Source organism: Knoellia sp. S7-12 (assembly GCF_040518285.1).
In the GTDB taxonomy this organism is placed as follows: Bacteria; Actinomycetota; Actinomycetes; order Actinomycetales; family Dermatophilaceae; genus Knoellia.
Genome location: NZ_CP155449.1, coordinates 2,601,364 through 2,614,715 on the forward strand (window position 1 = coordinate 2,601,364; position 13,352 = coordinate 2,614,715).

General features: G+C 68.1%; 14 protein-coding genes. 6 read left to right on the forward strand and 8 right to left on the reverse strand.

Annotation, left to right across the window (positions count from 1 at the left end; translation table 11 throughout):
- Positions 1-70 precede the first annotated feature (70 nt).
- Positions 71-406 (forward strand): YnfA family protein, encoded by a 336-nt coding sequence (locus tag V6K52_RS12510; protein WP_353950442.1) that lies wholly within the window; start codon positions 71-73, stop codon positions 404-406.
- A gap of 59 nt (positions 407-465) precedes the next feature.
- Here the strand turns inward: V6K52_RS12510 and V6K52_RS12515 are convergent, their stop codons facing one another.
- Positions 466-1,116, reverse strand: a complete 651-nt coding sequence (locus tag V6K52_RS12515) for a response regulator transcription factor (protein WP_353950443.1) — start codon at positions 1,114-1,116, stop codon at positions 466-468.
- Positions 1,113-2,318 carry a histidine kinase gene (locus V6K52_RS12520; protein WP_353950444.1) on the reverse strand — a complete coding sequence of 402 codons (1,206 nt, stop codon included), beginning with the start codon at positions 2,316-2,318 and terminating at the stop codon, positions 1,113-1,115. The genes V6K52_RS12515 and V6K52_RS12520 overlap by 4 nt, the downstream gene beginning before the upstream one ends.
- A 214-nt stretch (positions 2,319-2,532) precedes the next feature.
- On the opposite strand from V6K52_RS12520, the gene V6K52_RS12525 reads away from it, so the two are divergent.
- Together V6K52_RS12525 and V6K52_RS12530 are read left to right on the forward strand one after the other, a co-directional pair.
- A complete protein-coding gene (locus tag V6K52_RS12525) occupies positions 2,533-3,201 on the forward strand; it encodes a hypothetical protein (protein WP_353950445.1) in 669 nt (222 codons plus the stop codon).
- 264 nt (positions 3,202-3,465) lie between these two features.
- Positions 3,466-4,410 (forward strand): AraC family transcriptional regulator, encoded by a 945-nt coding sequence (locus V6K52_RS12530; RefSeq protein WP_353950446.1) that lies wholly within the window; start codon positions 3,466-3,468, stop codon positions 4,408-4,410.
- Positions 4,411-4,412: 2 nt separating this feature from the next.
- Here the strand turns inward: V6K52_RS12530 and V6K52_RS12535 are convergent, their stop codons facing one another.
- On the reverse strand, positions 4,413-4,961 hold the full coding sequence (locus tag V6K52_RS12535) for a DUF4287 domain-containing protein (protein WP_353950447.1): 549 nt from the start codon (positions 4,959-4,961) through the stop codon (positions 4,413-4,415).
- Between the two features lie 9 nt (positions 4,962-4,970).
- Positions 4,971-5,675 carry a hypothetical protein gene (locus tag V6K52_RS12540; RefSeq protein ID WP_353950448.1) on the reverse strand — a complete coding sequence of 235 codons (705 nt, stop codon included), beginning with the start codon at positions 5,673-5,675 and terminating at the stop codon, positions 4,971-4,973.
- Positions 5,676-5,805: 130 nt separating this feature from the next.
- On the opposite strand from V6K52_RS12540, the gene V6K52_RS12545 reads away from it, so the two are divergent.
- The gene (locus V6K52_RS12545) at positions 5,806-6,951 is read left to right on the forward strand and encodes a histidine kinase (protein WP_353950449.1); all 1,146 of its coding nucleotides are present in this window, start codon (positions 5,806-5,808) and stop codon (positions 6,949-6,951) included.
- Positions 6,948-7,646 carry a response regulator transcription factor gene (locus V6K52_RS12550; protein WP_353950450.1) on the forward strand — a complete coding sequence of 233 codons (699 nt, stop codon included), beginning with the start codon at positions 6,948-6,950 and terminating at the stop codon, positions 7,644-7,646. Before V6K52_RS12545 ends, V6K52_RS12550 begins: the two co-directional genes overlap by 4 nt.
- Here the strand turns inward: V6K52_RS12550 and V6K52_RS12555 are convergent.
- Positions 7,613-8,191 (reverse strand): VOC family protein, encoded by a 579-nt coding sequence (locus tag V6K52_RS12555; protein ID WP_353950451.1) that lies wholly within the window; start codon positions 8,189-8,191, stop codon positions 7,613-7,615. The genes V6K52_RS12550 and V6K52_RS12555 overlap by 34 nt on opposite strands.
- 109 nt (positions 8,192-8,300) lie before the next feature.
- Between V6K52_RS12555 and V6K52_RS12560 the strand changes: the two genes are divergently transcribed.
- Positions 8,301-11,144 carry an AAA family ATPase gene (locus V6K52_RS12560; protein WP_353950452.1) on the forward strand — a complete coding sequence of 948 codons (2,844 nt, stop codon included), beginning with the start codon at positions 8,301-8,303 and terminating at the stop codon, positions 11,142-11,144.
- A gap of 56 nt (positions 11,145-11,200) precedes the next feature.
- Here the strand turns inward: V6K52_RS12560 and V6K52_RS12565 are convergent, their stop codons facing one another.
- From V6K52_RS12565 to V6K52_RS12575, 3 genes are read right to left on the reverse strand one after another with little or no spacing between them, the layout of a single operon-like run.
- Positions 11,201-11,980, reverse strand: coding sequence for a GNAT family N-acetyltransferase (locus tag V6K52_RS12565; protein ID WP_353950453.1), 780 nt, complete (start codon positions 11,978-11,980; stop codon positions 11,201-11,203).
- Complete coding sequence (locus V6K52_RS12570; protein ID WP_353950454.1) at positions 11,977-12,645, reverse strand: DUF2306 domain-containing protein; 669 nt, start codon at positions 12,643-12,645, stop codon at positions 11,977-11,979. Before V6K52_RS12570 ends, V6K52_RS12565 begins: the two co-directional genes overlap by 4 nt.
- Complete coding sequence (locus V6K52_RS12575) at positions 12,642-13,352, reverse strand: hypothetical protein (RefSeq protein WP_353950455.1); 711 nt, start codon at positions 13,350-13,352, stop codon at positions 12,642-12,644. Before V6K52_RS12575 ends, V6K52_RS12570 begins: the two co-directional genes overlap by 4 nt.

Here is a 13,352-nt window from a genome sequence, read left to right on the forward strand (position 1 = left end):
GGGCAGCGTCGACGCCTTCGAAGCCCGCACCCGAGAGATCTCGACCCGAGCCTGCGGCAGGATGCTGCGCGTGGACACGCTTAGATCAATCGCCCTGTTCGTCGCGGCAGCCATCGCCGAGATCGGCGGGGCTTGGTTGATCTGGCAGGGCGTCCGAGAGCATCGCGGCTGGGCGTGGATCGGCGCCGGTGGCGTCGCCTTGGGCATCTACGGGTTCGTCGCAACCCTCCAGCCGGACGCCAACTTCGGGCGAATCCTGGCTGCCTACGGTGGGGTGTTCGTCGCCGGATCACTTCTGTGGGGCATGGCCCTGGATGGGTTCCGACCCGACCGCTATGACGTCATGGGCGCGCTGCTGTGCCTCGTGGGCGTGGCCGTGATCATGTACTCCCCACGCTCTTCCTGACCACGATCCGGCGTTCCTGACAATTGCACTCACCGCAGGCGACGGGCACCGCGCCAGTTTCAGAGCAGGCCCGCACGGTCGGCGATGATGCCGACCTCGACCCGGCTAGCGACACCGAGTTTGTCCTGTGACCGCGCAAGGTGAGACTTCACCGTCGCCTCCCCAAGGAACAGTTCCGCCGCGATCTGCGCCGTCGTCATCCCCCGCCCCACACACCGCACGACGTCGAGTTCGCGTGGTGTGAGCGTCGCGACCAACCCGGCCGCTGTCCGTCGCAGCTCACCCGCCGGGTCGGACTGGAGGTGCTCGACGACCTGCCGAGCACTGCGCGCCGAGAGTGCACCCTCCCCCGCCGCCACCGAGCGCACGGCGGCGATGATGTCGAGCGGGCTCGCGGTCTTGAGCAGGAACCCTGCCGCGCCTGCGTGCACCGCCCGCAACATCACGTCGTCGTGGTCGAACGTCGTCAACATGATGACCTTCGGCGGGGAAGCCAGCGCAGACAACGCAGCCGTCGTCGTGATGCCGTCCTGCCGCGCCATCCGCACATCCATCAGGACGAGGTCGGGACGGTGACGGTGGATCGCCTCGATCACCTGGTCGCCGTCATTGACGCTGCCGACGACATCGAGGTCCTCGGTCGCGCCGAGCATCGTCTGCAGGGCACCGCACACCAGCGGGTCGTCGTCCACGAGCAGAACTCGTGTCATCGTGTCTCTCCTTCGCTGGGTGTCCAAGTCGAGCCGATGTCGGCCGCCCACACCCACGGGAGTCGAGCAGCGACTCGGAAAACCCGTCGGTCATCGACGAAGCACCGGAAGTCGCCGCCGAGGGTCAGAACACGATGGCGTATGCCGTCCAGCCCGCTTCCCGGGCGGAACTCCACGGCCGTCTCGGCCGGTAGATGGTTGGCCACCTCGATCTCGACGCCCGACTCCGGCGTGGCGCGAACCAACACTCGCACCCCGATGCCGGGTGCGTGACGGCGCGCGTTCGTGAGCAGCTCCTGAGTGATGCGGAACGCGCTGCGACTCGTCGTCCCGTCGAGGCGGCCGATCCCTTCGAGCTGCGAGGTGGACACGAGATTCACTCCTGTTGCGACGGTCTCGTCAATCAGGGCCGGCACGTCTCTCAGCGTCGGCACCGCGGCTGCGACGTCCGGCGAGTCGGGCTGGCGCAGCATCGCGAGCAACGAACGTAGATCCGCCATCGACTGCTGAGCATTCGCTCGCACTAACGCCGCAGACTCCGCGACCTTCGGGTTGTCTCCTGACGTGACCTCGAGTGCGCCGGCGTGCAGGGACAGCAGCGAAAGCCGGTGTCCCAGAGCGTCATGCACCTCCTGGGCAATCCGCTCGCGGTCCGACTGCCGCGCCACCTCGTCACTCAGCGAGTCCACGACAACGCGCTGTTCCTCGACGACGAGCTCAGCCCGAGAGAGCGAGGTGCGTGCGCGGATGAACAGGCCCAGCCCGACGGTGGCGCCCACAAGCCCTACCGTGATGAGAAGCACGACCCACCAGGGCATCGGGGACAACTGCTCAGCCTGGTTGTTGGTCCGGAAGGACTGCCAGAACGATGCGGGTGACGACGTCCCGCGAGAGTCCCGCCACGTCGTCACGAACGTTGCCACCGTGAGCAGCCCACCCAGCGCCACGGTCGTCCGGTCGAGACGTCGGACCATGAGCGAACCAAAAGCAATGAGGGCGGACACCGGGTCGATGGGCAGGACCAGAGTCAGCACACCTGTGGCAAACGCGACCAGTTCGGGGAAGTGTCGGCGACAGGCAAGGCCCACGGCTGCGGTCATCGCGATGAGGAACAAGAGCACCGCGGCGCCGGACATGGCGCCGGTGGCGTCATACCCGCCGCGCTGGGTCTCCCAAGCCCCCACCGCAAGTGAACTGCTCATGGTGCACAACGGGAGATAGACGACCCACGTTCGCACTTGCGGCCGCCTCAGGATCCCAAGCAGCCGCTCGACCCCGGCGGGGCGCGAGGGTGCTGGTGCTGGGATCGCGGTCATGTCGTCAAAGTAAAGCCTCACACCGACAGGCACGTCCCCCGAATGGCTGGACACGGCACATCGGATCTCCCCCAAACGGCCAACGAGGGTGAGCCGCCCTGTGGCAGAACGGAACCCGGCATACGCGATGAACTCGGCTCATCACGCCAACCCGGCCGAACAGCGGCCGCCAGCCAAGGAGAACGACATGAGCGAGCACCCCAACTACGCCCCGCAGCCCGGTCAGTGGCAGCCGACCAACCCGCCCGCGCCGCCCGTCAAGCAGCAGAACTGGTTCATGCGGCACAAGATCCTCACCGGCATGCTCGCCCTCGTCGTCATCGGGGGCCTGGCGGGCGCACTCGGCGGTGGAGGGGACACGCCGAGCGAAGCCACGGCCGGGCCGACGACAGCCTCCTCCCCCGCTGCCAAAGCGGCCGCACCCGAGGAGCCCAAGGTCGACGCGGACGATCTCGGCAACGAGGCCAACCCGGTGACGATCGTCGAGGGCAAGGCGTTCGACGTGCGCAAGTTCTCGTACGCCGCTGGCTGGAAGATCACCTCGAGCGACTTCGGCATGGAACTCAAGAACCTCAAGCTGACGAACAACCGAGGTGAGCGCGACGGGGCCTTCGTGCAGATCAAGTTCATGAAGGCGACCGAGGTCCTGGCCACCGTCGACTGCAACTCGGACCAGATCCTGCCCGGCCAGACCGTCACGCTGAGCTGCTTCGGGACTGAGCCGAAGCCGACGGGCCACGACCGGATCACGATCAACGACACCTTCTGAGACGGGCTTCGCCCGATCAATCTCTGGGTATGCCGTGTGGCTGGCTTGGGTGGCTGCGTGCAGGGGCGCAGCCACCCAAGGTCCTCTCCCGGATCAAGTTGCCCGTGATCGCGGGTCGGAGAGGTGCGGTCGAACGGCCAGGTCTCGGCGCGGAACCGGCGGGCGGATCTTCGTGCCCAGCACCGCCACTCATCGAGCATGGGAGTTGCTACACCAGCGGTTCGGCCGTAGTCGTGGGCACGAGCCGCGGCTATCGTCAGGTCTGTGGAGTACGAGGAGTGGCCCGCTCCGCCCGGGCTGGAGCGGCTCGTCTCGCGGATGTGGTTCCTCGAAGTGCCACGAGTCCGCCGGTTCGAGAAGATCCTGCCCCTGCCGTTCGTCCACCTCATCATCAATCTGTCCGATCCGTATGCCGTCGTCGACCGATCGGGGACTGCGACCCAGGTCGGCGGCGCCTTCATCTCCGGTATTCAGACGGAGTACCTCGTCATCGAGCAACCGCCGCTCATCCGCCACCTCGGCGTGGAGCTCCTGCCGGCCGGGCTGGGTGCGGTCACCGACGTCGGCGGGCCGCAGATTGCCGGGCGGGTGCAGGACGCGCGGCTGCTCGTGCCCGGTCTCAGCGAGCTCATCGACGACCTCGTGGTTGGGTTCAGTGAGCTCGACAAATGCCGCACATCGGACCTGGCGCTGGACCGGATGACGACCCTCCTGCTGTCGCGGCATGCGGCGCGGTCGAGCGGATCACCCCTTCCCGACCCGCTGGTCGCTTCGGCTCTCGCGTCGCTGGAGGAGAACCCGAGTCGTCCGATCAACGCCTTGGCCGTCGGGGTGTCGCAGCGAACCCTGCTGGCTCGATTCCGCGCGGCCACCGGCATGTCACCCAAGACCTACGCGCAGGTGCTCAGGTTCCACCGGCTCGTGACAGCTCTTGCCACCTCCTCGAGTGTCGGAGGCAGGATGGGCCATGCCGCGAGCGTCCCTGGGACCGGCATGGAGTTTGGGTGGGCCGACGTGGCGACCGGGTCCGGCTACTACGACCAGCCGCACGTCATCCGCGCGTTCCGTCGGTTCTGTGGCTGGACACCGACCGAGTACATCCGTCGGGTTGATGAGTTCGGCCCTGACGCAGCGCTGTTCGTCCCACTCGACGAGGTCCCGCGCGACAGTGACGCGACGACGAAGGCGACGACCCGGGGCGTGCCCTGACCTCAGGCTCCCTCGTAGGCCCGGCGCATCCAGTCGAGCAGCTCGGCGTCCACCTCGGACTGGTCGGCGATGTCGACACGGTGGGTGCACATGCCACCGGCCGCCACGAGCCGGTCGGTGGGCTCTGCATCACGCAGGTTGAGGCCGAGTCGGACGCGCTTGGCGCTGGGCGCCTCCACGAGTGCGAACTGCTTCGAGCGCCGCAGCGACACACTTGTCTTCTTCGGTGCGATCTCGACGTCGTCGCCGAACGTCTTCGATGCCTCCACCAGCCGGTCGAGGATCGGGCGCAGGGCGCGCTTCGTGCCGGCATACTGCGCGTCGACGAGCTCATCGGACGATGGGGCACCCGCTGCCCGGTCGCGGTGCAATAACACGACGAGGTTGGCAAAGCCGTGGGAGACGCCGTGCTCGGTCTTGAGCAGGGCCATCGCCTCGCCGTGTTTCGCCAAGCCTGCGTCGTCGAGCACCGTGAACCACTGCTCGAGGGACCTGCCAGTCTTGGGAGGAAGGTTGTCGATCATCGTCTGCGTCGCAGCGTCCACGTTCATGACCGCAGGTTAGATCCGCGTCACTGCATCGCGATTGTAGAAATCGGCAGCTGCGGCGGCCTGCTGGGAGACCAACTGCGGCGATGTCGGCTGCGCGACGCGGTGGGCCGCGATGGCCCAGCCCCACATCAGCGGCAGGAGCGCGTTGCCCATCGACGTCACCGTGGTGATCGCGAAGAACAGCGGCAGGAAGGCGATGAGCAACCACGGCGTGATCCGGGGACGGAAACCGTTGCGCAACAGCAGGATTCCGAGCCAGATGCCGCCAAATCCCATGACTGGCAGGGCGACGATCCCGACGATGAAGAAGTACTCCATCCACGGGGTGTAGTAGTCGCCGGTCACCGAGATGGTGAGCAACACGTAGGCGGCGAGTTGCACCCGCCACGCCCATCGCTCGGCGCCGTGCGGTTGCCGTCGTCGATACACCAGCCAGGCGGCCGCGACGAAGGCGAGGCAGATCGGGAGCCAGATCTTGCCGTAGGTGTAGTAGACGAAGAAGGGATCGCTCCAGTCGAGCAGCGGTCGGAGCGCGTCGATGGCGTCTGGCGCCCACTTCGCGCCCAGTCCCTCCGTGAGGTCCCCGGGGTGGCTGTTGAAGCGGGCGAGGGCGTGCAACTCCCCCGCGACGGTGCCAAAGGCCGCCATGGCCCAGGCGGTGATCGTGATGCGGCGCGCCGTGGTCGGCGTGATGTCGGTGCGTGTGGTTTCCACGCCTCGAACGTAGGAATCCGGCACCACCGCGGTCGTCGGGCCGGCGGGCAGCGGGTGTGGACCTCAGGACGATCTTCGCGTCCTCCCCAAGGAGGACGTGTGCGTCGTCGGCCGGGCGTACCGTCGAATCGTGAGCCGCCGCAACTGGGCCTTCGATATCGCTGTGGCGCTGTGTGTCGGCGTCCTCGGCCAGCTCGAGGCGTGGCTGGGTTTCGGGGAGACCCACCGGCAGGGCCCGCTCTGGGCACAAGCCCTGTTGTATGCCGTGACGGCCGTTCTGCTCGTCGCCCGCCGAGTGCGTCCGCTCGCGGTTCTCGCGACGATGGCTGTGGCGTCGGTCGTTGAATTCGCCGTATTCGGCTCTCCCGAGGGGAATGCCGTGGCGTTGGCCCCGGTGATCGCGACGTACACGGCTGCTCGCTACCTCGAGCGGAAGCAGGCGCTCGTCGGGCTGGGTCTCGGCACGCTTTTGGTGGCCGGATGGACGACGTTCGACCCGATGAACCACAACTGGACCGACCGACTCTCGGCCATGGCGTGGCTCGCGCCGACGATCATCGCGTGGCTGCTTGGAACCGTCGCACGCGTCACGAGCCTCAATCGGGACCAGCGCCGGACCATGGCCAAGCAGAGGGCCTCCCGTGCCGTCGCCGAGGAACGCAACCGGATCGCGCGCGAGCTCCACGACGTCATCGGTCACAGCGTCTCGGTGATGACCGTCCAGGCCTCGGCGGTGCGTCGGCGGTTGCAGCCCGATCAGGCCGTCGAGCGACAGGCCCTCGAGACGGTCGAGGCGACGGGACGTCAAGCGCTGGCTGAGATGCGGCGGATGGTCGGGGTGCTGCGGGAGGGATCCGGCGGTTCTGATGACGCGCCGGATCTCGAGCCACCTGCCGGGCTGGCCCAGGTCGGCCGGCTCGCCGAGTCGTTCCGTTCGGCCGGGTTGCCGGTGTCTGTGACGGTGAATGGAGCGGGACGTGAGCTGGCGCCGGGTCTGGACCTCACGGCATACCGGCTCGTCCAGGAGGGACTGACGAACACGCTCCGACACGCGCGTTCACCGCAGCGGGCCGAGGTGTCCATCTCATATGGCCACAGGGTGATCGAGCTCGCCGTGCGCGACGACGGTGTGGATGCCGCGACGCCGAACGGTGTCGGCAACGGGCTCACGGGGATGCGTGAACGCGTTGCGGTGTATGGCGGTTCGCTCGTCGCGCGGCCTCGGAGTGAGGGCGGGTTCGAGCTCGTCGCGACCCTTCCCCTGGAGTCGGCATGAGTGCGGATCCGGTTGTGGGACAGCCCATCCGGGTGCTCGTCGTCGACGACCAGGCGCTGGTGCGCGCAGGCTTCCGGATGATCCTCGAGATCGAGCCCGACCTCGACGTCGTCGGCGAAGCGGCGGATGGTGAGGCTGCGGTCGCGATGGCCGCCGAGGTCTCACCGGACGTCGTGCTGATGGACGTGCGTATGCCGGGTGTCGACGGGATCGAGGCGACGCGTCGGTTGGTGGGTGGCGCTCAGGACGGTGGTCCACGCGTCGTCATGCTGACGACGTTCGACATGGACAAATACGTGTATGCCGCGCTGCAGGCGGGCGCGAGCGGGTTCCTCCTCAAGGACGTGCAGCCGGAGTTGCTCGTCGCGGGGATCCGGGCGGTGCACGCTGGCGAGTCACTGCTCGCGCCGACAGTGACGCGGCGCATGATCGAGTCGTTCATCGATCGAGGACCTAGCGTCGCGGTGGATTCGGCTGCGGCACAGCGCCTTTCGTCGCTCACCGCACGGGAGCGAGAGGTGCTAGCGCTGGTGGCGCGTGGATTGTCCAACGCTGAAATCGCTGGCGAGCTGTTCGTGTCGGAGACGACGGTGAAGACCCACGTGGGACGGGTGCTGATGAAGATCGGCGTGCGCGACCGGGTGCAGGCCGTGATTTTCGCCTACGAGTCCGGCGTCACCATCCGCGCCACCTGACCTGCCACGAAGTCCGGGCTGACGTTCTCGGCAACGAAGGCCGCGATGTCGTCGGCCGTCATCGGTGCTGCCTTCATGGCGGTCTGGGCCGCGACCATGAGTTCGTTCGACGACGTGAACTCGAGCGCGATGTTGTCGGGGTCGCGGAAGTTCAGGTGGGATCCGAACGTCTCGTCGCGAATCGGCGTGTAGGGGACGTCGTGGGCAGCGAAGTGGGCCTCCCACGCCTCCAGGTCCTCTCGTGAGGCCGCCGTCAGCCCGAGGTGGTCCGCCCCGACGTGCAGCTCGGAGAACGGCTCGTGGCGACTTCCCTCGTGCGTCAAGAGTGCGAGGACAAATCCGGTCCCGGGGTGCATGCAGATGCGTCCTGTGCCGACGTCCATGACGACCACGAAGTCCAGGACCTCGGTGTAGAAGCGTTGGCTCACATCGAGATCGGTGACGGTGAGTGCCACGTGGTCGATGCCGGCGAAGGCAGGTCGCGCAGAGGCGTTCTGCGGATCTGGCTGGACGGCCTCCCGCAGTTCGGGACTGTCGAGTGTCATCGGCGCTCCTCGGATCGCGGCGGGGTCATGGGCATGTAGGGCCAAGGGCAGATCCGGTGGAGTCCGGACGCCTGCCGCGAGCGCCCCAGCGCCTCTAGGATGCGGATCAATGACTTCATTGGAGCCTCCTTCTGCGGATCGGGTTCCTCGCCAGCGTCGCGCCGAGGGGCCTCACTTCGCGTGGGGGAAATCCCTCAACCTCGTCGGTCGCGACGACGAGATCGCCGCCATGCAGGAAGCACTGGATGGTGCTCTCGCTGGAATGACGCGGTCGCTCGTGATCACGGGCGATCCGGGCCAAGGGAAGACGGCTCTCCTGGACGAGGCCGAACGCAGGGCCACGGGATTCCGGATCGTCAGGGTGCGCGGCAGCGAATCCGACAGGGCCTTTTCGTATGCCGGACTCCTCCAGGCACTCGGTCCCCTCCAGGGTCGCTTGGCCCAAGTGCCAAAGCGCCAGGCCGACGCGCTTGCCTTCGCCCTCGGGTGGAGCCCTCAGGTTGTCGACTCCGAACCGTTCCTGATCGCTGCAGCCACTTTGTCCCTTCTCGCTGCAGAGGCAGAGCATCAGCCGGTTGCAGTGCTTGTCGACGACGCGCATTTGGTGGACCGCGAATCCGCAACCGCGCTCTCCTTCGCGGCTCGCCGGATGGGTGAGGATCCGATCTGTTTTGTGTGGGCAACCCGGAACGAACCAACTGCCGCCGATCTCCTGAGCGGGCTGCCCACGGTTGCCCTGGCGGGGCTGACGGGCGAGGCAGCCGCGGATCTGGTGGCCGAGCGCGTCACGGGTCGCGTCGAGCCGCGGGTCGCCCAGCAGCTCGCGGCAGACACTGGGGGAAATCCACTGGGCATCCTTGAGGTGGCCACCCGGTTGACCGATGCTCAGCTTCTTGGTTCGGCCCCGCTTCCCGAACGACTTCCCGTGGGGGATCGGCTGCGCACCGAGTACGCCCGTCTGATCGCGGGACTGACTCAACCCAGCAAGTTCGTGCTGCTCCTGTGTGCCCTGGACAACTCCGGGTCGGTGGGGTCGATGAGGTCGACTCTCGCCACCACGGACGGGTGGGCGACCAATCTCGACGGCCTGGTGGATCGCGGCATCCTGGTCCAGGACACCACCGACGTCCGGTTCCGGCATCCGTTGCTCCGCACCGCAGTCCTGGCCATGGCGACCTCGTCCCAGACACGGAAGGCCCATCTCACACTTGCGCAGTCGCGAGCAGAAAGGGGTGATCCGCGCAGCGCCGCGTGGCACCGCGCCGAAGCCTCGCTCGGTCCCGATCCGGCACTCGCTGCGGACCTGACCGCGATCGCGTCCGAGGACCGGCGGCGCAAGGGCTACGCAGCAGCCTCCGCAGCACTGGAACGGGCCTCATCCCTGACCTCGGACGCTACCGAGGCGGCAGCACTGCTGGCCGCCGCCGCCGAGGACGCCTTCGTCGCCGGAGACCTCGAACGCACCCGTCGCGTCGCGCGTTCGCTCCTGGATCGGGCGCAGGACCCAGAGGTCCGAGGCCGCGCGCTGAGCACGTTGGGAACCCTCGAACTGGTGACAGGCTCGGTGCCACTTGCCGCGGAGATGTTGACCTCTGCGGCCGACGGGTTGAGCGGAACTGCGCTGATCCGGACGCTGGCCGACTTGGGGATGGCACAGTTCCGGCTCAGCGAGTTCGACGCCATCGTCGTCACGGCCGAGCGGATGGCTGCGGCCGCGGACAGTGAAGACCCGGAACAGCAGATGCTGACCGACTTCATCGGCAGCATCGCGGCGGCTGCGGTCGGCGACCTGACGACGTCCCGGCTCCGGGTCGAGCAGGTGATCGCCCGAATAGCCGATCCGCCGTTGCGCGACGATCCGCGATCGCTGGTGTACCTCGCCCTCGCCGCCGGCTTCGCTGGCGACGTTGCCCCGATCTTCGCCTTGGGTGAGCACCTCCTCGCCCTCGCCCGGGAGCGGGGAGCATTCGGTGTGCTGGTGCCGTCCTTGGCGTTGACAGCAGCCGGTCGCGCGTGGGTGGGCGACAACGCTGGCGCCTTCGCCGATGCCGGCGAAGCGGTGGAGCTGGGCATGCAACTCGGGTATGCCGTGGACGTGGCCAGCGCGTGCGGGACCGTGGCCTGGCAGTCTGCGGCGCGGGGTCTCCACCAGGAAGCCGTCGAAGCCATTGACCTCGGCCGGACACTGACCGACCGGGCAGGCACCACCGCAAGCGCGGCGCACCTCGCGATCACTGAGGCTTTCTGTGCCCTGAGCCGCGGCGACGCAGAGCGAGCCATCGCCGTGCTCGAAGGGCGCCTCGCCGCCGACGGAGGCATCGGCAGCTCAGGAGAACCACTTGGCGTCGCTCCCGACCTGGTCGAGGCGTATGTCGCCACCGGACAACGGGACCGAGCGGTCGCCCTCGCTGAGCAGTTCGCCGACGCGACCCCACCGGAAGCACCGAGCCTTGCCCATGCACTTGTCGCACGAACCCGTGGTCTGGCCGCTCAGGACGACGCCGAGTCGGCTCAGGCGTTCGAGGATGCGTTGCGCGCGCACGCCGAGGCGATTGCCCCCTTCGAGACGGCCAGGACGAGGCTCGCCTACGGCGTGAGACTGCGGCGCGGCGGCCAGCGCGTACTGGCCCGCATCCAACTCGAGCAGGCCCGGGAGGCCTTCGTGGCAATGGATCTGACGGCTTGGGCGTCGCGGGCGTCAGACGAACTCGCGGCCTCCGGCGTGCGGGCACGCAAACGCGAGCTGACCGCAACCGAACCACTCACCTCGCAGGAAGTCCGTGCTGCGCTGCACGCAGCCCGCGGACTGACAAACAAGGAGATTGCCGCTGCCCTGTTCCTCAGCCCGAAGACCGTGGAACGGCACCTGAGCAGCGTCTATCGCAAACGTGGACTTCGCTCTCGTGCCGAACTCGCCGCGGCGTTCGCTGAGGGCACGTTCGGCGCCGAATGAGATTCAACGCCGTCAATGCAACACTGCAAACTCGCGTATGCCGCCCGCTCGGCTTCTCATTCGCCGTTCGGAGCGGCGCCTCCCAGCAGGGCGTAGCCGTAGGTGTCCAGCCACTCACCCGAACGGTGAAGGGCGTCCCGCACGGCGTGCAGCTCACGCCTCATCCCGACCCGCTCCATGAGGCGCCACGAAGCTTCGTTGTCGGCGAAGCACGTCGCGACGATGCGGCGAACGCCCAACTCGGCGAAACAGATTCGGATGAGCTCACGCACGGCTTCCGTTGCGTAACCATGCCCCTCGTATGCCGGGTCCAGAGTCCATGCGAGCTCAGCCTGGGTGCCCCTCGCCTCGTCCACCACCTCTTTCTGGGCCCAGCCGTCCTCCACCCGCAGCATGAGGTCGCCGATGACCTCCCCTTCGAGTTCGATCACCAGGGTCACGCCGAGACGATCTGGCTCACAGAAGCGCGATTGGTAGGCCTCGAGCTCCATGGGCCCATAGGTTTGCCAGCTGCCCACGGAGTCCAGGCGACGGAACTGCCATGTCGCCTCGGCATCCTCGGCACGGGCGGGGCGCAGGGCGAGGCGCTCGGTGCGCTTCGGCCACGCCAGTCCGGCGAGCGGGTTCGACTCCTCCTCGACCATGCGCACAGCCAACAGCGGCGCTCCGACATCGCGCAACCCCGCGAGGACCCCGTGCAGCTGCGACTGGTCGGCCACGACTCCCGTCAGCATCGACGTCCCGTCCCCGACGTGCCTCAGAACAAGGCCGCCGAGGTAGGCCGACCAGTGGTCGTCGAGGTGGCTGTCGACGTGGAACTCAAACGTCGCTGTCATCCCCGCTCCCCCACGAGCACGACTGCCGCGCGTCCCCGCGCCCGGCCCAGCGGCCGACGCCGGATGACCCACTCGGCGACCGCCAGGTTGATGACCCAAGCCGCACCACGTGCGGCGTCGAGGGCCAGCGGACTGCCACCGAGCACGGCTCCCCCGATCCCCTCGGTGAACGCCTGCGTTCCGGCGGCGAGCGCGATCGCATAGGCCCGGGTCATCCAGACCCGGTGCGTCGCCACGTCACCTCGCCGAATCGCTGCCAGCCCCAACCCGAGGCTGGCGACCATCGCCGAGCCGAACCCGACGCGCAGGACGAACAGCAACGGCCCGGAGTCCGGCTGCGGCGGGAAGAACAGCGTCAGCCACAGCGCCGACAGCGCCACGCCGAGCCCGGCAACGACGAGGACACGACCGGCCCCGCGATGCCATCCCGGCCGCCGCCGGCGGATCCCGGGCACGAACTGGAGCGAGCCGAGCAGCGCATAGACCGCGGCGCAGATGATGTGGACCACCACGGGCAGCGGGGAGGCGGTGAACCGGGCGTCACTGGGAAGGACGGCCGGTCCCCCGCCGAGCTCGACGAGTCGTGCCGTTCCGGCGAGCACGGGGATGACGCTGAGCGCCACCAGCCCTGTCGGAGCACGCCACCCCCGCTGCCGCGTGCTCATGACGCCGACACCTGCAGGCGGTTGGCGGGGGCGGCTACCGAGTCCTCGCCGACAGATCCGATCTGTTCGCGCTGCGCCACGCGTCGCTGGTCGCGCCACAACGAGACGCCGAGACCCATGAGGGCGATCCCGGTCGGCACGGCGAACGGCCGGTTGTACGCGTCGGGCAGTACCGCCAGCGCGATGGTGGCGGTGTTGCCGATGGCCAGCAGAGCCGCCGCCCACCGCGCGAGCACGCCGGCCCGGAAGGTCGTGATGCCGAACATCAGCCCACCCAGGATGTAGAAGGCACCCGTGGCCTGGAGCACGACCGACATCGCGCCGATGTCCCCGACCGGCGACCCTCCGAACGCCGTGACGATCACGTCGACTGCATAGGTCGGCGACGTCTTCGCCACCGTGGGGAGGACGAACGCGGCGAGGAACTCGGTCCCGAACATCAAGAGGTAGCCGACCGCGAGGGCGACGTACCCCGCGAGCCCCAGCCCACCCACACGACTGCGCTGGCGGAGATAGATGCCGGTGATGCCGGCGAGGGCCAGAGCCGACATGACGGTCTTGGCGGTGCTGCGGAGCATCCAGTCGGTCGTCGTGATGCTGGCGAGTTCCATGGGTGGGTGGTTGATCTGGACGAGGACGAAGATCGCACCGGCGACGGCGGCGGCGATGCCGGCTGCCTGTCCGAGGCGAGTGGTGGGGACGGTCAT